The organism is Pseudonocardia sp. GCM10023141 (genome assembly GCF_042653605.1).
The window spans coordinates 130,060-149,908 of sequence record NZ_JBHSIR010000026.1; the positions used below are offsets into that span (position 1 = coordinate 130,060).

Sequence of the window (19,849 nt, forward strand, 5' to 3'; positions counted from 1 at the left end):
GCGCCACCTGGCGTACCGACCCTTGGGCGCCCTCACCCACGACTCGGCCCCGTTGGACTTCGCGCCGAACACGGGTGCTCGTTCAAAGGTCTTCGTCGGTGAACGCCTCGCGTAGTGCCAGGCCGAGGAGCTCGGTCACGGGCGGGGTGACGGCGTTGCCGCACTGGCGGGCCTGGATGCGTTTGTTGCCGAGCACGACGTAGTCGGGGCCGGTATGCCATCCCGAGTCCGATCTCGGCCGGCTCCGGCATCCGCAGGGTGCAGTCGTCGATGTCGAACCCGTCCGGCCCGCCCAGCAGCGCGTCACCGCGCCCGCGATCTGCGCCGACAACGGCGTGCCGAGCGAGCGGACCCGGCCGGTGTCATAGGCGAACAGCTGCTCATCGGTCCACTCGAGGACGGATTGGTGCCGGCGCAACCGAACGTCGAGTGCTGGTGTTCCGCATCGTGCGGGCTGAGTATCTCGACCGAGGGGCTGTGAGATGAGCGAGAACGACACGGGCATCACCGACTCGATGTTCGGAAAACGCGAGACGGGAGGACCGTTCACCTGTCACTGCCGCGTGGGAATTCGTCAACGCAACAACGGAATCAGCGTCTCACCGGTCCGACGCGGCGGCAGTCCCCGGGAAGCGTTGACTCATTTCATGCGTGCCTTTCAAACAGTAGAGCGGAGACTGGATCCGCTCGCACATCTTCATTGGCGGCTGAGTCTTCATCGCGACGCTCGTCTCTATCAATTATGCGACGATTCGAACACTTTCACCGATCGCGGCCAGTCGCGCGAGCGGGCGATCTCAGCGTCTCCCGTGTGGTCACGCCGATGAGCGGTAACCGTATGGAGTCCGGATGGTCAGATGACTTATTCGGCATGTCGAACCAACCCATACTCGAACAACTCGCCGAGTTGTCCGCCATTCCACCCATTCCCAATACGTCGTGGCGAGGCGCGACACTGGTCCTGTTTGCAGCCAACCCGATCGGAATCACGACGGGATACCTTCAGGTCGTCAAGGACATCTCCTGGCAGGTTCCCGACGCCGCAATGCTACGCCTGGCGATCGACCTGCTGCAGCACCGGCATGACGGCACGACTCCGCACTCCGGTCACCCTCTTTAAGTATCGAGAGTTCGCGCTGACCGGATCGGTTCCACCCCTAGGAGATTTAGAAGCCCTCACCGGAGCCGCACGACCACAATGTTGACGCAGCGTGGGGTCGGAACTCATCGACGGTGAGCCGTGACGTCAGTCGCCCCGAAGCCGTGTATGACCTCGAGGGCTGCGCGCGTCACGATGCCGATTCGGTCGAACCTGTGACCGTAGGCGACATAGGATACTATTTCGGCATCAATGAGGGCCCCGACTGGGCCGAGTAGAGGTAGCCGGGTTCTTGCGGCGGCGGCAAGTTCGCCGTCGGAGTGGAGGTCGTTGTCGAGGCGACTCCAACGCCGTGCGCGTAAGGGTGTTGGGTAGGGCGATATTGGCTGTGTGGGCAGTATGCGTGCGCCGGCGGGAAGAGTCATGATCTGCTCGACGACGCGCATGATCAGGCTGCTGAAATCCAGGTGCTCTTGAGGGCGGTCCAGCTGCTGAGAATCTCGTCGTGGACGAGATAGGCGATCGCTTCCGGGTAGGCCAGCATCACCCGATGTGCGGCTGCGAGTACGACCCGGTGGGCCGTCGTGGTGTCGAGTGTCCATCCCGGAAGGCGATCGATGTTCATCTGCTCCTCCAGGCCGCAGCTGTGCGTGGCTCGCATCGGTGAGGCGCGCCGCCGCGGTGACGATGTGAAGTTCGGGGCTCAAATGGCGTGTGGGAGCCGACGAGGTTGTCCACCGGCCGCCTCGAGGTCCAGCAGTGCCTGCTTGGCCGCCAGGCCGCCGGCGTAGCCGGTCAGCTTGCCGTTGGCGCCGAGCACCCGGTGGCAGGGCACGAGGATCAACACGGGGTTTCGTGCCATGGCGACGCCGACGCGGCGAGGCCCGTCGGCGGTGAGCCCGACCTGTTTCGCGAGTGCCCCGTAGGTGGTGGTCTCGCCGTACTCGATGGCGCGCACGGCGTCGAGGACGGTGCGATGTTCGGCGTCGAGACGGTTCAGGTCGACCGGGACCGTGAACCGGGTGAGAGTTCCCTCGAAGTAGGCGTCGAGCTCGAACTTGCCGTGGACGGTCTTCATCCACGCCGCCTGGAACGACATGTGATCGTCGGGGTTCGAGAGAGGGCGCCGTGACCGGAAGCGCAGGTGTGTGACGCCGTTCTCCGTCGCGGTGATGGTCACGGGGCCGATGGGGGTGGGGTGCGTGGTCGTCCAGCTCATCGTCGAGTGCATCGCTGGCAGCTCCTGTGAGCGTGGGTTGAGGACAGAGGTCGAACCCCGCCTGGAGGGCATCGGTTGCACGCGAGGCTGCAGCGATCGGTGCCGATCGGTGCCGGTGGGGTGGCGATGGGCTGTGGCGGTGGCCGGCTCAGCAGCGCTGTCCCGGTCATCGGGCTGTCGGGCGGGTTCCGCCCAGGCACAGAGGTGTATCGGCTGGGCGTACGGGGCAGCTCACGCGGATGAGCGACCCGGCCCAGCTCGTGCGGGTTCCGGGGAACACCCTGCCGAACAGCTCCGCCAGCGCGTGCGTCTGGGTGGTCAGCTCGGCACGCAGGTCGTCGAGGCCGTTCTCGGCCGCGACCGCGCCCAGCGCAGCCAGTAACGCTGCGCCGATCCCGTGGCGCTGCCAACGATCAACCACCGTGCCAGGACAGGCCCGAGTGGTTCATCGAACGCGAACGCGCGAATCCGAGACGGGATCTGATCCCCAGGTGCGCCGCGATTCGATAGAGCAGGCAGTGGTCGGGGAAGGTCCCCGCGTCGTTCTCGGGAAGCCCGGAGGTGGGGCACGTTGACTCCTGTCGCGCGCGTGATGGATGGGGACCGGCGCGAGACATCCGGGTCGCTGGACCGGCAAGCGCCCACAGAGAACACCGACCGGCCCAGTGCCGTTGCGCCTGGCTTTCCACCGAACGTTCGGACGGCCTCAGATCCACATCGCAACCGGTGCTGGCTTGTGGCGGCCTGTCGGTGTTCCATGCCGAGGCTTCTTGAAGCGGATCACGTAGCCACCCAGCAACGCAGCCACCAAGCCACCGCTGCGATGAGACGACGTGGCCTGTTGGTCATCGCTTCTGGCGTAGCGTGGCGCCCGGATGCAACCGCAGCCCACCGATCGGTGTTCTTACTGGCATGAACGACAGCCGCCCCGAGGGGCTCGTGACGGGGATCGTCTGTGACCCCACCGAGCAGCGGCTGCGCCACGCCTTGATCAACGATCTCGACGCGGGTTTCGCGGACATGATGCACCAGTACGGCGCCGTCCTGTACTCGGTGGCTCGCGGCCTCACGGTGAACCCTGCCGATGCCGAGGATCTGGTCGCGGAGTCGTTCTTGCGGGCCTATCGGGCGCTCGCCGGCTACGGAGAGGACCGGATCGCGGCGCTGACGCTGCGGCCGTGGCTGGTCACGATCCTGCGCAACATCGCCCGCAACGCCGCCCGCGACGCCAGCAGGCGGCCCGCTGGGCCACCTCGCCATGACCCGACCGAACGCGACCTCGCTCCGGGCGCAACAGCCCCCACCGATCCCGCCGGGCAAGCCGAACAGCGCGAGGTCCAACACAGCCTGGCGGCGCTACTGGCACAGCTGCCGGAGGTCGAACGGACTGCCGTGCTGTTGCGCCACGCCTTGGACATGCCGATAACCGAGATCGCACAGATCCTGAAAGTGAAGGATGGAACGGCGAAGTCCCATATTTCCCGAGGACTACAACACCTACGCGTCCTGGTCACCGACACGGCCTTCGTGAGCTCAACCCTGCTCCTCGTCAGCGATGACACCGCCAGGGCTGATGCCGATCACGAGGACATCCCTGGCGGGCATCAGGTGCTGACGGTGGGGAGGAGACGTCGATGACAACCGACAGCAGCAAGGGCACGACGAACGGCACACCGACCGACACCCTGCTCACGACCCTGCTCGGCGGGCTCGTCGCCGCGCCACCGGCAGGACTTACCGACTCGCTGATGGACGACGTGTTCGCCCGCTGGGTCACCGCATCGAGCGACATCGGCACGGTCTGCGTGGCGTTCACCCCAGCCGGGGTGCAGTTCCTCCGGCCGGGTGCCGACGAGGATCAGCGAGCGGAGTTCACCCGGACCTACCGATCACGATTCGGGCGACCGTTGATCGCCGCCGCGAAGCCACCAGCCGGAGTGCTCCCCGCGTTGCGGGGACGACCGACCCGCACGTTGCAGCTCGATCTCTCCGCGCTCAGCGCCTTCGAGCGGGCGGTCCTGACGGTGACGCGGCGGATCCCGGCCGGACAGGCGCGGCCCTACAGCTGGGTTGCCCGAGAGGCCGGCAATGCTGGTGCGGTCCGCGCCGTCGGATCGGTACTGGCGCGCAACCCGCTGCCATTGATCATCCCTTGCCATCGCGTCGTGCGCGCCGATGGCACCCTCGGTCAGTACCTCTTCGGTTCCGACTGCAAGGAGCAGCTGCTGCGGTTCGAAGGGGCCAACCTCGACGAGGTCAGCGACCTGGCCCAGCACGGTGTGCACTACCTGGCCAGCGCCACCACGAAAATCGTGTGCTTCCCCACCTGCCGCGACGCCCGCCGCATCAGCCTGCGTCACCGACACGGGTTCAGCACCCTGTCCGCAGCTCTCGCGGCCGGATACCGACCCTGCCAGCACTGCCGACCAGCTGCGGCAGCGTGAGCACGGCAGCACGGGGCGATGGTCGCCGAGCCACCGATGCCGAGCCGTCGGTGACGTCGGTGACGTCGAGGCGCCGATGACGCTGGAGCTGCGTCCCCACGACCGTCGCGTGGTCGCCGATGGTGTCGTCCACATCCCTGGCTGGCTCGGGATCGCCCAACAGCGCTTCCTCGCCTACTCCCCATACGAAGCCGTCATCAGCTACTACAGCGACAATGCGTGCCTCGGTTCGCGTCGCGACACCGGCCAGCGTGCGCCGGAACCTGTCGTGCATGTCTCGCTCGGTGCTCCCAGCGTGGTCCGCCTGCGCGACCCCTCGCCGACGTGGGCGGCCGGGGTTCGACCTCACGCTGCGCTCCGGTGACCTGATCGTCGTCAGTGACAGCTATCGCCACGCGCAGCTCGAAGTACGCACGATTCTCGTCGATGAACGCTGTCCACTCGTGAATGTCGGCCTCGGGCGGAGCCGCATCGACATCACCCTGTGGGTCACGAGGTTCGCCGAGTCAACCTTTGATACCTGCAGCGCCGACTGACGTTCGGACCGTTAACCGCGTGCACCTCGCGACACCTGCGCCGCGCACTGGTCGCAATCAACATCCATTGCTCCACGCGGACTCGCTGCCCAGCGCTGCAACCGCCGGCGCAAGGTTGGTGTTCTGATGTCGTGGATTCCACGACCGGCCGATCCATCGGGAGCTCCCCACCGCGGCGACGCCGTGGTCGAACGTTCGCCCCGACCCGAATCACCTGTCGATCCGCAGGAACAAATGCCCGCCCATTCGGCGGGCGGGCATCGGTACCGGAGCAACCACGACGGGTTGCCCACCACATTTGAGAGGAACTCTTCATGTCCACTGAAGACAACAAGACGATCGTGGGCCGCTGGTTCACCGAGTTCTGGGGCAAGGAGTTCAACCCGGCGATCATCGACGAGCTCGCCGCCCCCGACATCAGGTTCGAGTACTCGCTGCACGCACCCTGCCAGGGGCGCGAGCAGGTGCGGGCCTTCGCGACGACGTTCCGCGCCGCGTTCCCGGACCTGAACTTCTGGGGCACCGCGGATCTGATCGCCGAGGGCGACTATGTGGTCGGACAATGGGAAGGCGGCGGCACCCAGACCGGCGATGCCTTCGACGACATGCCGGTGGGCTCACTGCCCGCAGCAACCGGCAGGGAAATGCACTTCACCGGCATCACGATCCTGAAGGTCGAGAACGGCCTCATCACCGAAGAACGCGGACTCGACGACGGCGTCACAGTCCTCCAGCAGCTCGCTCTCATCAAGCCCGCCACCGACTGATCTCCCGCTGGCCTGACCACCAGGCCAGCACCCGCCTGTCCGGCATCAACGCTACCTGCATCAACCCCGTTCTGTCTCAACGCTGTCCGCCGCCCGACGAGCCGATATGGCTGCTCGGGCGGCGGGCCAGCCACCGGAGGACTGCATGAGCTCACTCGAGGACGTCTACGCCGGCCTGACCCGGGCTGCCGATGCGCTCGGCGTCACGAGCGTCGCGGCCGGGCCCGACGACGCCGACAGCCACAGCACGGAATTCGAGCGCACGGCCCTCCACCGGCTCGCTCTCGCCGGGGCTGTCTCCGGCGCAGCCGAAGCGTTGATCATGGTTCAGACGTCGGCGCTGATCAACCGCGACGACGCCACCCCGGCCACCGATCATGGATACGACGATGTCGAACTGGCAGCCCTCGTTGATCGCGTGGCCTTCCGCGCAGCCGGCATGACCGGCAGCGACGCCGCCACCACGCACGGCCTGTGGCTCCTCTGGTGGATCCGACGCCTGCAGATCCACAACGGTGAGTTGCGCCGCTGGAACACCGCCCACGACCTACGGGTCGTGGAAGGCCTTCTCTGCGCGCTGCACGACCTGCTGTCCGGATTCGTCCACGGCGATCAGGGGAACATCATCGGACAACGGAAATGTCGGACCACAGCCCACGGGCACCTCGCTTCCGCTTTGGAGACCTTCCGACAACGCACGTCAGAGACCAATCTCTGACCCATGCGCAACTTGAATACCAGTCTGACCTCGCGAGAAATCGAGCCGAACATGCGCGGTTCTCATGGCGAGCCTCACAGGCTGGACCCAGGACGCTTCGGTCCTGCCACGCGATGGCGACGTCGTTACGCGGCATACCGATACCTCAATCTAATCCCTGTTCGGGGACCTCGCCATGACGGAGCGCGAATGTCGAGCACACCGAGTCATCATTCGACGTGGACGAAATGCGGATATATCGCCGCACCGTTGCCGACAGTATGGCAGCTTCTCAAGGAGATCGACGCGTGGCCGAAATGGAATGGAGATGTCGTAGCGGTCGCCATCGATCAGCCAGTAGCGGCTCGCTCATTGTTCTCAGTCACGAGCTCAACCGGTAGTTGGCGCGGACGCATCCTCGCCGTGATCGACAATGAACAACTGTTCTGGGGCAATGTTACCGACGAGGGCGCCCGCTGGCTGCAGAACTGGGAACTCAACGAGACCATGACCGGTACTCAAATCACCGTCATCACCACCGTCCTCGGCCAGAGTCCTCCCAGCTGCTGCCAGCTCTCCGGCAACCTGCAGCGCACCAGTCTGCGCTGGCTCGAGCAGCTCAAGATCGCCGCCGAACGATCGACGCTCAACCGGTAACCCGCGCGCCGGTCAACGGAGTAGACGCCACGGTCGGCACAACACGCCGTCGCCTACGGGCACGACACGCAGCCAACCGCCGACGTGATACCAGGTGCCGGCGCCGTTGACCCCCACACCCCGAAGCCCCTCGGTAGCAGCGAATCCTGCCAAGCGAGGCAGGATCGGGTCATCCAGTCCAGGAAAGGCAACGGTTCGATCGGCCCGCCACCGGTCCCGCTCCGCCAAGCGCGGCCCGATCCCCGACCAGCCAGCCGCGAAGCCGGCCACCACCCATGTATCGGCACCGCTGCTGAGGCGCCGAGCCTGCCGCAGCCAGATGCGGCGACTTCCGGCCAGGACACCACCTCGCCAACGACGCCCCCACCATGAAGCCATGCCTGCACGAACCGTCTTGATCACAGGCATCAGTGCGCCGATTGTCGTGGCTGCCGCAGCGTCGGCTGACCCCACCCATGCCGCATAGTGGCGGAGCGTCGTCGCCGTGGCCGAGCCGGCCGGCAACGGTCCTGAGATCCAGGCCGGCTGTGAGCAGCTCGGTCGCCGAGTAGTGCCGGAGTTCCTTGAGGACGGTGCGGATCCCTAGCTTGGCCACCAGCCTCCCGTAACGGCGAGTCAGTGACGCGGGGTCACGCGGCCGGCTGAAGTCGGGTTCGGCGGATAAGAGCCACGTGTCGCCGGTCAACGGAACACCGAGCAGCGCAAGCTGCTGGATGCACGCCACCTGACGCTGCCGGAGCAGCTCGACGGTCGGGAGATCGATGGAAACCCGACGCACCTGGTGGGTCTTCGTGTCCTTGAGCACCATGCCGTCAGCCGTCCGCACGTAGTTGCGCCGCCTCCCGGACGAACAAACCGAGCGGGACACGTCACCGAACTTCGGGACGATGTAGAGGCGGATCTGAGCGTCGTAGGTCATCCGAGTCGTCTGGTCGATCTCGTGTTGCGCCATCCACCGCTCCAGCAGCGCTCCTACGGTCGCGCGAGTGCGGGCGACCTTCAGGTCGTTCGCGTCGGACAGGAGCTTCGTACGGAGCTTCTCCGCCGCCTTCATGGCGTCACGCTCAGCGCGTGCTTTTCCTGGGATCTCGATCGGCACGCTGTCAGTGAGGATGATCCGCTCGCCCGTGCTCGGGTCCTCGCCGGCCGACACCCGGACCTGCACGTCGTCACGCATACGGCGGATGTTGCCGCGCGATCGTGGCTTCGCCGGCTCCGACGGCGGTCATGAGGGCGGACGCTAGCAACGTTCGTGGATCGGACCGTGGATCGTGATCGACTACGCGGGCCTGAAAAAGATCTAGCCCTGACCGTTGTCGCTGGTCAGGGCTAGATCGATCTTGTGCGCCCGAAGGGATTCGAACCCCTAACCTTCTGATCCGTAGTCAGATGCTCTATCCGTTGAGCTACGGGCGCTTGCGGTGTTCAGTTGTCGTACTCCGGTGCAGCCGATCGTACCCGGCCACGCCAGCGCGGAGGCTCCGGGATTTGAACCCGGGATGGGGGGTAACCCCAAACCGCATTAGCAGTGCGGCGCCATAGACCAGACTAGGCGAAGCCTCCCGGGACCTCTCGGCCTCCAGCGACCCCAAGATTACACAACCCTGTCGAGGGCTTTCACCGCCCCCCACCGGTGAGGGTGATGAAGGGGTCGAGTGACTCCGGGTTCTGCAGCGCGTCGCGGCTCACGGCCTTGTCAGGGGCCACGCCCGCCAGGATCTTCTTGACGGGGACCTCGCACTTCTTGCCGCTCAGGGTGCGGGGCACGGCGTCGATCAGGATGAACCGGTCGGGCACGTGGCGGGGTGACAGCTCGGTGCGCAGCGCCCGGCGCAGTGCCGGTTCGAGCTCTTCGAGTGACGCGCCGGGGGCGAGCACCAGGAAGCACAGCAGCGCGCCCTCGTCCTTGGCTCCCAGCTCGGTGGTGTCGATCACGAGCGAGTCGGCGACGCCGTCGGCCGCCTCCACCACCGCGTAGAAGTCGGCGGTGCCCATGCGGACCCCGCCGCGGTTGAGGGTGGAGTCGCTGCGGCCGTAGATCACGTAGGAGTTGCGCGGGGTGCGGCGCACCCAGTCGCCGTGGCGCCACCGGCCGGGGAAGTCCTCGAAGTAGGCCGCCCGCAGCCGTGACCCGTCGGGGTCGTTCCAGAACGACACCGGCATCGACGGCATCGGCTGCGTGATCACGAGCTCGCCGACCTCGTCGACGACCTCCTTGCCCGACTCGTCGAACGCGACGACGGCAGCGCCCAGCGCCGCGCACGAGATCTCGCCCAGCCACACCGGCACGGTGGGGGCGGAGCCGACGAATCCCGCGCACACGTCGGTGCCGCCCGACATCGACGAGATCTGGATGGTCTCGCCGACGGCGTCGGCGACCCAGCGGAAGCCGTCCTCCGACAGCGGTGCACCGGTCGAGCCGATGACGCGCAGGCTGGACAGGTCGAACTCGTCGCGTGGGCGCAGCCCGGCCTTGAGGCTCGCCTGGATGAACGGCGCGGACACGCCGAAGGACCGGATCCGGTGCCGCTCGGCCAGCTTCCAGAGCGCGCCGAGGTCGGGGTGGCCGGGGTTGCCGTCGTACAGGGCGATGGTGGCGCCGACGAGCAGGCCGCCGATGAGGAAGTTCCACATCATCCAGCCGGTGGTGGTGAACCAGAAGAACCGCTCGCCGGGCTCCAGTTCCATCTGCAGCCGCAGCGCCTTGACGTGCTCCAGGACGATCCCGCCGTGCCCGTGCACGATGCCCTTGGGCAGCCCTGTCGTACCCGACGAGTACAGCACCCACAGCGGGTGGTCGAAGGGCACCGGCTCGAACGCCAACGGTTCGCGTACCTCGGTGAACTCGGCCCACGGCACGGTCCCTTCGAGGGTGGCCGCCTCGTCAAGGTACGGCACGAGCACGGTGGCCCGTAGCGTCGGCAGCTGGCCCTGCAGCGCGGTGATGGTGGGCCGGATGTCGTAGCGCTTGCCACCGTAGACGTAGCCGTCGACGGCGAGCAGCACCGTGGGCTCGATCTGGGCGAAGCGGTCGTGCACGGCGCGCGCACCGAAGTCCGGCGAGCAGGACGACCAGATCGCGCCGAGGCTGGCGGCCGCGAGGAACGTCACGAGCGTCTCGACGGAGTTCGGGGCGAGTGCGACGACCCGGTCACCGCGGCCGACGCCGGCCCGCACCAGTCCGGCGCGGGCGCGGCCGGCGAGATCACGCAGCTCGGCGTGGGTGACGATGCGCTCGAGCCCGTCCTCACGGTTGAACAGCACGGCGACGTCGTCGTCCTGGCGGCCCGGCGCGGCGGTGAGCGCGTGTTCGGCGTAGTTCAGCGTGGCGCCGGGGAACCACTCGGTGCCGGGCATCTCCCGCGATCCCAGCACCGCGCGGAACGGGGTGTGGAACCGCACGCCCGTGAACTCCGCGACGGCCGACCAGAACCCCTCGAGGTCGCTGACCGACCACGCGTGCAGCGCGTCGTAGTCGGGTGCGTCGACGCCGCGGTGCTCGCGCACCCACGCCGTGAAGTCGGCCAGCGGTCCGGTGCGACCGGGTGCGGGGGCCCAGAGGACCTCGGGAGCCGACTCATCGACGAGTGGTGACGCAGCCATGCGCGTCAGCATGCAAGCCGCCGCCGACGGGCGCCAGCGGTGAGGCGCAGCTCACGCGCGGGTGTCAGCGCAGGTGCGAGTCGAACCAGTTGAGGGTGCGCTGCCAGGCGTCGGCGGCGGAGTCGAGGTCGTCGTCGAAGCGGTGGCCCGAGTGCGGGTACACCACGACGTCCGATGCCACCTCCGACAGGGCGGCGGCCTCCCGCAGCTGCCCGATCTCCGGGCTGGTCTCGCCGTCGGCCGTCTCGCCGTAGACACCCAGCCACGGGCAGGTCAGCCCCGACGCGGCGGCGATGAGCGACGGGAGGCCCGATGACATCGGTGTGCCGCCGGTGCCGGCGACCGTGACCGCGGCGCCCAGCGTGCGTTTCGCCGCCACCAGCAGCGCCACCGAGCCGCCGAGGTCGAACCCGATGACGCCCATCCGGTCGGCTTCGATGTCGTGCCCGGCGAGCCACCCGAACGCCGTGTCCGTGTCGGCCATCACCTCGTCGCGATCGAGGCGGTCGACCTGGGCCTGCACCTGCTGCGCGTCGTCGCCGTCGAGCTCGTCGGCGCCGTCGCGGTGGTAGAGGTGGGGAGCGACGGCGAGCCAGCCGTCCCCGGCGAGACCGTGCACGAGACCGCGAACGGCGTCGGTGACGCCTCGCGCCTCGTGCAGCACCACGATCCCCCCGCGGATCGAGCCGACCGGTTCGGCGACGGTCAGTCGCAGCGCGCTGCCGTCGACCAGTGGGACGGTCTCCGTGCGGATGTCGGTCATGCGCAACAGACTCGCACGGGAACGTGGTCGGGACAGGATCGGCATGCATAGGGTGAGGCGCATGACGCTGATCCGCGCCGACCTCGACGCCCTGCCCGCGTACGCCCCCGGCCGCGTGGTCCCCGGAGCGATCAAGCTGGCCAGCAACGAGGTGGCGCTGCCGCCGCCCGCCGCCGTTCTCGCCGCCATCACCGAGGCCGCGCTCGGCAGCAACCGCTATCCCGACCAGGGCGTCGCCGACCTGGCCACCCGGCTGGGCCTGCAGCACGGCGTGGACCCGGCGCGCATCGTCACCGGCTGCGGATCGGTGAGCATCTGCCAGCAGCTCATCCAGGCCACCTGCTTCGAGCCCACCGACGAGGTGGTGTTCGCCTGGCGCTCCTTCGAGGCCTACCCCATCGTCACGCAGATCGCCGGGGCCACGGTCGTCAAGGTGCCGCTGGACGCCGAGTTCCGCCACGATCTCGACGCGATGGCCGCCGCTGTCACACCCAACACGCGGCTCGTCATCCTCTGCAGCCCGAACAACCCCATCGGCACCGCGCTGAGCCGCACCGAGGTGGAGCGCTTCCTCACCACCGTCGGCCCGGACGTGCTCGTGGCGCTCGACGAGGCCTACCACGAGTTCCTCACCGACCCCGACGCCGTCGACGGCATGGATCTCCTCGACGCCCACCCGAACCTCGTGGTGCTGCGCACCTTCTCCAAGGCGTGGCGGCTCGCCTCGCTGCGCGTCGGGTACGCGGTGGCGACGCCCGCGGTGGCCGAGGCGCTGCGCAAGGTCCGCACGCCCTTCAGCGTCAGCACGGTGGCGCAGGCCGCCGCCGTCGCCGCACTCGATTGCGCCGAGGAGCTGCTGGCCACCTGCGTCGAGGTGGCGAGCGAGCGGGTCCGGGTGCGCGACGCGCTGCTCGAGGCCGGCTACACCGTGCCGCCGACGCAGGCCAACTTCGTCTGGCTGGCACTCGGCGACCGCACCAATGCCTTCTCGGAGCACTGCCTCGACCACAAGGTGGTGGTGCGCCCGTTCCACCCGGAGGGCGCCCGGGTCACCGTCTCGACGCCGGAGGAGAACGACGCGTTCATCGCCGCGGCGCGCAGTTTCGCCCGGTAGGGGCGCGCCACGCACACCCCGGGGGCGGTTCAATGCCGTATGACCTATCCGTCACCGGGCTACAGCGGAGCTGTCATCCCACTGCCCGAAGAACGCAACTGGGCCGTCGCCGCCCACATCGGCAGCATCATCACGGCCTGGTTCGCGCTGGGGTTGATCGCACCCCTGATCGTCATGCTCGTGAAGGGCCCAGAGTCGGTCTACATCAGGCGGCACGCGGTGGAGTCGCTGAACTTCCAGATCAACGCGCTGGTCTGGACGGTGATCTTCAGCCTGCTGCTGTTCCTGCTCATCGGATTCGTCCTGCTGCCGCTCTACGGCGCGTTCTACCTGGTCTGCGTGATCCTCGGGACGATCCGGGCCGCGCAGGGGCAGGATTTCCGCTATCCGCTGACCGTGCGGGTCGTCACCTGAGCGTCGCGAACGACGAAGGCGATGCATGAACGAGGCCCGGCCCCGGAGATCCGGGACCGGGCCTTGTCGTCAGTGGCGACCGTCAGGTCAGCTTCTGACCCCGCGCCGACCCCAGATCCCGGCGACAGCGATCACGCCGATGACGGCGACGACCACCTGCAGGATGAGCTCGATCCAGTCGATGCCCGGCGTGTTGTTGACGTGGATCAGCTTCGCGATGAACGTGCCGATGAACGCAGCCACGATGCCGACGACGATCGTGAGCCAGATCGGGATGTTCTGCTTTCCGGGCGCCAGCAGCCTGCCGACGATGCCCAGGATCGCACCGATGACGATGGCCGAGATGATGCCGCCTACTGTCATTATCAACTCCCGACGTGTGTGGTCGCACCACAACGCGACCTTGTGGGGACTGAGTAGCACGCTGTGACCTGGGCCGCACGCCATGACAGGCCTTGACACCCGAAGAGTTATCGGACAGACGTCCCCCGTTCAGCCGAACGAGCGAAAACGGCCGAGAAACCTCAGGCCTCGAGGACGTAGCCCTCGCCGCGCACGGTGCGGATCCGCTCCGGACCGATCTTGCGGCGCAGGTAGGAGATGTAGACCTGCACGAGGTTGGCCGACGCCGGCTCGGACCACACGTCCTTGGCGAGGCGATCGGGAGCCACGACCTCGCCCGCGGTCGCGAGCAGCGCCAGCAGCAGCGCGTACTCGGTGGGCGAGAGCGACACCTGCCGGCCGTCGACGGAGACCTCGCCGAACTCCGTGTCGACCATCAACTCGCCCTGGCGCAGCACCGTGTTCTCCACGGGTGCACCGAGCCGCAGGCGCAGTCGGATGCGGGCCGCGAGCTCGTCGACGGCGAACGGGCGCAGGAGGTAGTCGTCGCGGTCGCCGCGCAACAGCCCCAGCAGGCCGGCCCGCCGTTCCCGCGGCGTGACGGCGATGACCGACACGTTCGGCGCCTCGGACTGGACGGCAGCGAGCACGGCGGACTGATCGGGCCCGGGCAGCTCGACGTCGAGCACCAGGAGGGCGGGACCTCGGGCGCGTACGGCGTCGAGGACACCGATGCCATCGCTCACGGGGCTCACGGAGACCCCCTCGGCGCGAAGGCTGCGCAGGACGGAAGCCGACGCGGCCGTAGGAGGCAGCGCCAGCAGGACATGATCATTCGGGGGCACGGACGCACGTGGGGCCGGAACGAGTTCCGGTGCGGACGAGGACGCACCCCCCGGGGGAGCAGCAGGGAGCATCGCGGGCAACCCTCTCGCATGCGCGATGCGATAACAATCCTCTAACGGGACGACTTCACCCGGTCGAGTGGTGTCGTTTCACAGAGAGCTGAGAGTCTCGCTGGGCCGAACGGAGTACAAAACGGGTCCTTCAGGGCCGATCGAGTGCGTTCTGGCGCGCGTGAGCGACCTGTGGGCGCCCACGAGCAACCTGAGTTCTCAGGTTCGGTGATCACGGGGTGTCACCTTCCCTAGTCTCTTGGCCTATGCGACGGAATTCCTCCGCTGCGATGGATCGCCCGGAATCCCCGACCGAGCTGATCGCACGTATCTCAGCGGAGCACGACTCCCAGTTCGAGGCCACGGGACGGCACCGGCTCCCCGCTGCCGTCGTCACCAGAGATGCTCCAACCAAGCAGCGCACGTCGGTCAGGCGGCTCGCACCGCTGGCCGTCGGAGCTGCCGTGATGCTGGTGGCCACCGTGGTGATCACGGTCGTGAAGCCCACCGACGACGTCGTCGCATCCCCCGAGCTCAGCACCGCGCTCGCGCACAACACCCCGGCGACGACGGAGCCGCCGACCACGTCCGCGACCCCGCCGCCGCCCACCAGCGCTCCCCCGGTCGCCACCAGCGCGCCCAAGCCGGTCGTGCCGCCGAAGGTCAACGCGAACGCCCCCGCCGCCCCACCCAAGCCCGCCGCACCACCTGTGGGCGGCAGCGGCGGCAACGGCACCCAGGCCGCCACCGCCAAGGGCTGGACGCTCGTCGACAGCGACGAGTTCAACGGCTCGTCCCTCAGCGGCAAGTGGGGTCCCTACGACGGCGCGGGCCACAACGGCAACGGCAGGCGCACCCGGGATTCGATCTCCGTCGGCGGCGGGCTGTTGACGATCAACGGCGACGCCGGCGGCAACACCGGCGGCATGGCCTGGAACGACAACCAGACCTACGGCAAGTGGGAGGTCCGCGCCAAGTTCCCGAAGGGCGACGGCAACTACCACCCCGTGCTCCTGCTGTGGCCGCAGGACGGGTGGCCGCCGGAGGTCGACTTCGCCGAGACCACCAGCGATTCGAGCGACGTCGGGTTCTACCTGCACTACAGCTCCAGCAACCAGCAGGTGAGCGCCTCGAAGCAGCTCGACCTCACCCAGTGGCACAACTACGCCGTGGAGTGGGTCGACGGCCGGGTCACCGGCTACATCGACGGGGTGCAGTGGTTCCAGAGCACCGACGGCAAGACCGTTCCGAGCCAGCCCATGCACCTCGCGATCCAGCTGGACAACTTCGGCGGGGTCAAGCAGCAGACGCAGATGCTGGTCGACTACGTCCGGATCTACAAGTAGGCCGGCACCCCCCAACGACTCCCCCTCCGGTAGTCCCCCGTCCCGCCCGGCGCTCCCCACCGGGCGGGACGGGTCGTTTCCGGGACGGCTCAGGCCAGCAGCGGCACCAGCCGGTCCGCGTGCTCACGCAGGAGCCGCACGAGCTCGTCGTTGGGCTCGGCGACCCGCGCCGCCGGTCCGCAGAGCGCCAGCCCGGCCACCAGCGTCCCGGAGGCCGGATCGCGCACCGCGACGGCGAGGCAACCCCGGTCGGGCCGCACCTCACCGCACTGGCGGGCCAGTCCCGTGCGCTCGACGACCAGCAGGTGCCCGTCGAGCGCGGCGGGATCGGTGACGGTGTGCTCGGTCAGTGGTCGCAGGTCCCTTGCGACCGCTCGCCATTCGGGCTGGTCGGCCAGCAGCAGCCGGCCCAGCGCCGACGCGTGCGGGTTGCGGGCGAGCAGCACGTCCTCGCTGGGCGGGTGGTCTGGATCGCGGTCGACGAGCATCACCTGGCCGGTGCGGAACGAGGCCAGGTGCACTCCCCAGCGCACCATCCCGCGCAGGTGCTCGACCACCGCTCGCGCGGCGGCGGGCGGGGTGGCGACCACGGGCAGGGCGAGCCGCGCGGCCCGGCGGCCGAGCGCGAACCCGCGCAGGTCCGGCAGCCGCACCAGGTACTCCTCGCCGACCAGCAGGTTCAGCAGCCGGTACGTGGTGGCCTGCGGGAGCTTCAGCGCCGCCGAGATCTCCTTCGCCGTGACGCCGGGCCCCGCCGCCACCACCTCCTCGATCACCGCCAGCGCGCTGCGCACGGCGCGTGGCTGGCGGCCCGACAGCGGGATCGGGTCGAGAGAGGTCACGACGCGCCGTCCAGGACGTCCGCCGCGACCGTCTCGTCGTAGACGCCGATGGCGGCCAGCCGCTCGGGCCTGCGGATGCGCAGCCACGTCCACCAGGCGAGGCCGGCCACGGCGATGACGCCCATCACGATCGGGATCACGCCACCCCACGCCGAGGCGACGAACGCGACGAGCGCCACCAGCAGCACCGGCACCAGCACGGCGGCGACGATCACCGGCAACGGGGTGAGCTCGCCGATGCGCCGCAGGAACAGCGGCGCGGCGAGGCTGACGAGCAGGTAGGCGACGAGGTAGCCGACGGTCGCCACGGTCAGGACCGTCGCGAGCACGTCCGCGCCGGGGATCCCGGCGGCGATGAGCGCGACCGGCACGGCCGTGATGATCGGGAGCACCGCGGCGATCGCGACGTGCGGGATGCGCCTCGTGCGGTGGGTGACGCCCAACGCGGCAGGCGCGATCCCATCGCGCGCCATCGAGAACACGACCCGCACCAGCGCGTTGAGCGTGGCCAGCGTGCAGGCCGTGAACGACATCGTGATGCCGATGTCGAGCACCACCGCCAGCCACGGCTGCCCGATGGCGATGGCCAGTGCCGGCACGGGCTCCGACCCCGCGGCCCACGCGTTGCTCACCTGCTGCGTGTAGGTGGCGAACAGCAGCAGCACGCCGGCGCCGGAGGCCGTCCACATCACGACGCGCGGGATCGTGCGGAACGGCCTGCGCGCCTCCACCCCGAGCGCGGTGGCGGCCTCGAACCCGATGAACGCGCTCAGCGCGGGAAGGACACCGGCGGCGATCCCGAGCAGGTGCGGCTCCGGCAGCGCGACCGGCTGGGCGGCGGGCGGCGCCTCCGTCACGGCACTGGCGCCCAGCAGCACGACGAACACCACCACCATCAGGCTGATCGAGAGCGCCTCGACGAGCAGCACCACGCGCGCCGAGAGCCGAACCCTGGCCAGCACCCCGGCCGTCGCGAGCAGGCCCAGCACGACCACTGCCACGAGCAGGGTCGGGCGCGAACCCGCCGCGGTCAGGCCGATCCGGGCGAGCAGGGCCCCCAGGTAGGTGGCGGCCCCGGTGAGTGCGCCCATCGCGAGCACGCCGTACCCCACCAGCAGGGCGACGCCGGAGGTGAAGGCGGCCGCCGGGCCCAACCCCTTCGCCGTGAGGCTGTAGAGCGAGCCCGCCACCGCCATCCGCCGCGTGAACTGGCCGACAGAGCTGCCGATCAGCAGCGACACGACGGTCGCGACCACGAACGACCACAGGGTGCCGCTGCCCGCGGTGCTGGCCGCGATCACCGGTGCCGCCGCCATCGCCGCGGCGGGCGCCGCACTGGAGACCGACTGGGCCAGTACCTCGGCCGGGCCGAGGTTGCGCCGGTCCAGGCCGTGCACCGGCGAGCGGTGCCGGAGCCCGGCGAGCCCGGTCTGCCGCATCAACGGGTCCTCTCCATCGCAGGTCAGCGAGCCTAAGCGGCGCACGCTAACGTGGCGATACGGCGGATGCCGAGCCGGTGCATCTCGAATGAGAAAACCCCGCCCGCCGATTCCCGCGTTGTGAGAGCCGTCACGTGCGCCTTCGCGCGCCGCCGCACCACGCGTTGACGCTGCCGCCGCAGGCGGGCGACCGTCGCCCCTGCTCACGCCCCATTCCCCCGTTACGGGAGGTCCGCATGACCGACCGCACGCACACGCTGAGCGGTTCGCTCGGCGTCGGTTCCATCGTCTTCATGGTGGTCGCGGCCGCGGCCCCGCTCACCGTCATCGCCGGCACCGTGCCGCTGGGCATCGCGATCGGCAACGGCGCCGCCTTCCCCGCCACGTTCGCCCTCTGCGCCGCCGTGCTGATGCTGTTCGCCGTCGGGTTCTGCGCGATGAGCCCACACGTCCCCAACGCCGGGGCGTTCTACACCTACGTCGAACGCGGGCTGGGCCGGATCGCGGGTCTCGGCACGGCGTTCCTCGCCCTGGCGACCTACACGGCCGTCCAGCTCGCCGTGTACGGCTACATCGGCGCCGTCATCGACGGGCTCGTGCAGCACTACGGCGGCCCGGCCCTGCCGTGGTGGCTGTGGTCGGTGCTCGTGCTGGCCGTCGTCGCGGTGCTCGGCTATCGCCGCATCGAGCTCTCGAGCCGCGTGCTCGGGGTGCTGCTGGTGTGCGAGGTCGCGATCGTCCTCGTCTTCGACGTCGTCGTCGCCGGGAGCGGCGGTGCCGAGGGTCCGTCGACGGCGCTGCTCGTGCCGTCCCAGATCGGGTCGGGCTCGCTCGGCATCGCGCTGATGTTCGCCGTGGCCAGCTTCATCGGGTTCGAGGCCACCGCGGTGTTCCGCGACGAGGCGCGCGACCCCGGCCGGACGATCCCGCGGGCCACCTACCTCGCGCTGCTGCTCATCGGTGCCTTCTACACGCTGTCGGGCTGGGCCGTCGTGACGGCGTGGGGCGACGCGGGCGCGGTCACGGCGGCCGGCGCCGACCCGGGCGGGATGCTGCTGACCACCATCGCCAACTACCTCGGCGCCGCCGGTGGTGACATCGCGCAGGTGCTGCTGGTGACCAGCATGTTCGCCGCGATCCTGTCGTTCCACAACGTGCTGTCGCGCTACATCTTCGCGCTCGGCGGCAGCGGTGCGCTTCCCGCGGCCTGCGGGCGCAGCCACGTGCGCCACGGCTCCCCGCACATCGGGTCGTTCGCGCAGTCGGTGAGCGCGCTGGTGCTCATCGCGGTGTTCGCGCTCGCCGGGATGGACCCCGTCGCGCAGGTCTTCGCCTGGATGGCCGGCACCGCGACGCTCGGGGTGCTGGCGCTGATGGCGCTGACCTGCCTGGCGGTCGTCGTGTTCTTCCGCCGCTCCCGGGTCGATGCGCGCCCGTGGCAGACGCAGATCGCGCCGGGACTCGGGCTCGTCGGGCTGCTGGTGTTCCTCTGGCTGACGATCACGAACTTCCCGACACTGATCGGTGGCTCCACCGGGCTCGCGATCGGCATCGGCGCCGTGCTCGTCGTCTTCTTCGTCGCCGGCGCGCTGTGGGCGCGCCTGCGCCGCGACGCCGTCGTCCCCGTGCCGCCCGCCGCCACTACCGCAGCCTGAGCTTCGAGGAGGAGCA

At 69.0% G+C, this 19,849-nt stretch carries 22 protein-coding genes and 2 tRNA genes; 11 read left to right on the forward strand and 13 right to left on the reverse strand.

Annotated features, from left to right (window positions below):
• Positions 1-82: 82 nt before the first annotated feature.
• Entirely contained in the window at positions 83-550 is a 468-nt protein-coding gene (locus ACFPFQ_RS14725; protein ID WP_379618929.1) for a hypothetical protein, read from the reverse strand.
• Between the two features lie 261 nt (positions 551-811).
• On the opposite strand from ACFPFQ_RS14725, the gene ACFPFQ_RS14730 reads away from it, so the two are divergent.
• A complete protein-coding gene (locus tag ACFPFQ_RS14730) occupies positions 812-1,120 on the forward strand; it encodes a hypothetical protein (RefSeq protein ID WP_379618931.1) in 309 nt (102 codons plus the stop codon).
• A 427-nt stretch (positions 1,121-1,547) separates the two neighbouring features.
• On the opposite strand, the gene ACFPFQ_RS14735 is transcribed toward ACFPFQ_RS14730, so the two are convergent.
• The 3 genes from ACFPFQ_RS14735 to ACFPFQ_RS14745 all read right to left on the reverse strand — a co-directional run bounded on the left by ACFPFQ_RS14735 (position 1,548) and on the right by ACFPFQ_RS14745 (position 2,739).
• Positions 1,548-1,724 carry a hypothetical protein gene (locus ACFPFQ_RS14735; RefSeq protein ID WP_379618933.1) on the reverse strand — a complete coding sequence of 59 codons (177 nt, stop codon included), beginning with the start codon at positions 1,722-1,724 and terminating at the stop codon, positions 1,548-1,550.
• A 78-nt stretch (positions 1,725-1,802) separates the two neighbouring features.
• Positions 1,803-2,318, reverse strand: coding sequence for a methylated-DNA--[protein]-cysteine S-methyltransferase (locus tag ACFPFQ_RS14740; RefSeq protein WP_379618935.1), 516 nt, complete (start codon positions 2,316-2,318; stop codon positions 1,803-1,805).
• A gap of 166 nt (positions 2,319-2,484) precedes the next feature.
• On the reverse strand, positions 2,485-2,739 hold the full coding sequence (locus tag ACFPFQ_RS14745) for a hypothetical protein (protein WP_379618937.1): 255 nt from the start codon (positions 2,737-2,739) through the stop codon (positions 2,485-2,487).
• A 491-nt stretch (positions 2,740-3,230) separates the two neighbouring features.
• Here ACFPFQ_RS14745 and ACFPFQ_RS14750 point away from each other — a divergent pair, with 491 nt between their 5' ends.
• From ACFPFQ_RS14750 to ACFPFQ_RS14775, 6 genes are all read left to right on the forward strand, one after another.
• Positions 3,231-3,956: an RNA polymerase sigma factor gene (locus ACFPFQ_RS14750; RefSeq protein ID WP_379618939.1), complete on the forward strand. Its 726-nt coding sequence runs from the start codon at positions 3,231-3,233 to the stop codon at positions 3,954-3,956.
• On the forward strand, positions 3,953-4,762 hold the full coding sequence (locus tag ACFPFQ_RS14755) for a methylated-DNA--[protein]-cysteine S-methyltransferase (protein ID WP_379618940.1): 810 nt from the start codon (positions 3,953-3,955) through the stop codon (positions 4,760-4,762). The genes ACFPFQ_RS14750 and ACFPFQ_RS14755 overlap by 4 nt, the downstream gene beginning before the upstream one ends.
• A gap of 76 nt (positions 4,763-4,838) precedes the next feature.
• Positions 4,839-5,126 (forward strand): hypothetical protein, encoded by a 288-nt coding sequence (locus ACFPFQ_RS14760; RefSeq protein WP_379618941.1) that lies wholly within the window; start codon positions 4,839-4,841, stop codon positions 5,124-5,126.
• A gap of 486 nt (positions 5,127-5,612) precedes the next feature.
• The gene (locus tag ACFPFQ_RS14765; protein ID WP_379618943.1) at positions 5,613-6,065 is read left to right on the forward strand and encodes an ester cyclase; all 453 of its coding nucleotides are present in this window, start codon (positions 5,613-5,615) and stop codon (positions 6,063-6,065) included.
• 145 nt (positions 6,066-6,210) lie between these two features.
• Positions 6,211-6,783, forward strand: coding sequence for a hypothetical protein (locus tag ACFPFQ_RS14770; protein ID WP_379618945.1), 573 nt, complete (start codon positions 6,211-6,213; stop codon positions 6,781-6,783).
• Between the two features lie 189 nt (positions 6,784-6,972).
• Positions 6,973-7,419, forward strand: a complete 447-nt coding sequence (locus ACFPFQ_RS14775; protein WP_379618947.1) for a hypothetical protein — start codon at positions 6,973-6,975, stop codon at positions 7,417-7,419.
• 169 nt (positions 7,420-7,588) lie between these two features.
• Here the strand turns inward: ACFPFQ_RS14775 and ACFPFQ_RS14780 are convergent, their stop codons facing one another.
• From ACFPFQ_RS14780 to ACFPFQ_RS14800, 5 genes are all read right to left on the reverse strand, one after another.
• Complete coding sequence (locus ACFPFQ_RS14780) at positions 7,589-8,596, reverse strand: hypothetical protein (protein WP_379618949.1); 1,008 nt, start codon at positions 8,594-8,596, stop codon at positions 7,589-7,591.
• Between the two features lie 166 nt (positions 8,597-8,762).
• Positions 8,763-8,835: transfer RNA gene (locus tag ACFPFQ_RS14785), tRNA-Arg, on the reverse strand.
• Between the two features lie 57 nt (positions 8,836-8,892).
• A tRNA-Ser gene (locus ACFPFQ_RS14790) sits at positions 8,893-8,982 on the reverse strand.
• A 54-nt stretch (positions 8,983-9,036) separates the two neighbouring features.
• Positions 9,037-11,022, reverse strand: a complete 1,986-nt coding sequence (locus ACFPFQ_RS14795; RefSeq protein ID WP_379618951.1) for an acetoacetate--CoA ligase — start codon at positions 11,020-11,022, stop codon at positions 9,037-9,039.
• A gap of 64 nt (positions 11,023-11,086) precedes the next feature.
• Entirely contained in the window at positions 11,087-11,785 is a 699-nt protein-coding gene (locus ACFPFQ_RS14800) for a dienelactone hydrolase family protein (protein WP_379618953.1), read from the reverse strand.
• Positions 11,786-11,846: 61 nt separating this feature from the next.
• Here ACFPFQ_RS14800 and hisC point away from each other — a divergent pair, with 61 nt between their 5' ends.
• Together hisC and ACFPFQ_RS14810 are read left to right on the forward strand one after the other, a co-directional pair.
• Positions 11,847-12,899: a histidinol-phosphate transaminase gene (gene hisC / locus ACFPFQ_RS14805; protein WP_379618955.1), complete on the forward strand. Its 1,053-nt coding sequence runs from the start codon at positions 11,847-11,849 to the stop codon at positions 12,897-12,899.
• A gap of 39 nt (positions 12,900-12,938) precedes the next feature.
• A complete protein-coding gene (locus tag ACFPFQ_RS14810; protein ID WP_379618957.1) occupies positions 12,939-13,313 on the forward strand; it encodes a DUF4870 domain-containing protein in 375 nt (124 codons plus the stop codon).
• An 87-nt stretch (positions 13,314-13,400) separates the two neighbouring features.
• On the opposite strand, the gene ACFPFQ_RS14815 is transcribed toward ACFPFQ_RS14810, so the two are convergent.
• Both ACFPFQ_RS14815 and ACFPFQ_RS14820 read right to left on the reverse strand, forming a co-directional pair.
• Entirely contained in the window at positions 13,401-13,676 is a 276-nt protein-coding gene (locus ACFPFQ_RS14815) for a GlsB/YeaQ/YmgE family stress response membrane protein (RefSeq protein WP_379618959.1), read from the reverse strand.
• A gap of 161 nt (positions 13,677-13,837) precedes the next feature.
• Positions 13,838-14,572, reverse strand: a complete 735-nt coding sequence (locus ACFPFQ_RS14820; RefSeq protein WP_379618961.1) for a response regulator transcription factor — start codon at positions 14,570-14,572, stop codon at positions 13,838-13,840.
• Between the two features lie 269 nt (positions 14,573-14,841).
• Here ACFPFQ_RS14820 and ACFPFQ_RS14825 point away from each other — a divergent pair, with 269 nt between their 5' ends.
• Positions 14,842-15,897 carry a glycoside hydrolase family 16 protein gene (locus tag ACFPFQ_RS14825; RefSeq protein ID WP_379618963.1) on the forward strand — a complete coding sequence of 352 codons (1,056 nt, stop codon included), beginning with the start codon at positions 14,842-14,844 and terminating at the stop codon, positions 15,895-15,897.
• Between the two features lie 89 nt (positions 15,898-15,986).
• Here ACFPFQ_RS14825 and ACFPFQ_RS14830 read toward each other — a convergent pair whose 3' ends face one another.
• Both ACFPFQ_RS14830 and ACFPFQ_RS14835 read right to left on the reverse strand, forming a co-directional pair.
• Complete coding sequence (locus ACFPFQ_RS14830; RefSeq protein ID WP_379618965.1) at positions 15,987-16,739, reverse strand: IclR family transcriptional regulator; 753 nt, start codon at positions 16,737-16,739, stop codon at positions 15,987-15,989.
• A complete protein-coding gene (locus ACFPFQ_RS14835; RefSeq protein WP_379618967.1) occupies positions 16,736-18,178 on the reverse strand; it encodes an APC family permease in 1,443 nt (480 codons plus the stop codon). Before ACFPFQ_RS14835 ends, ACFPFQ_RS14830 begins: the two co-directional genes overlap by 4 nt.
• 236 nt (positions 18,179-18,414) lie before the next feature.
• On the opposite strand from ACFPFQ_RS14835, the gene ACFPFQ_RS14840 reads away from it, so the two are divergent.
• Complete coding sequence (locus tag ACFPFQ_RS14840) at positions 18,415-19,833, forward strand: APC family permease (protein ID WP_379618969.1); 1,419 nt, start codon at positions 18,415-18,417, stop codon at positions 19,831-19,833.
• Positions 19,834-19,849: the final 16 nt, after the last annotated feature.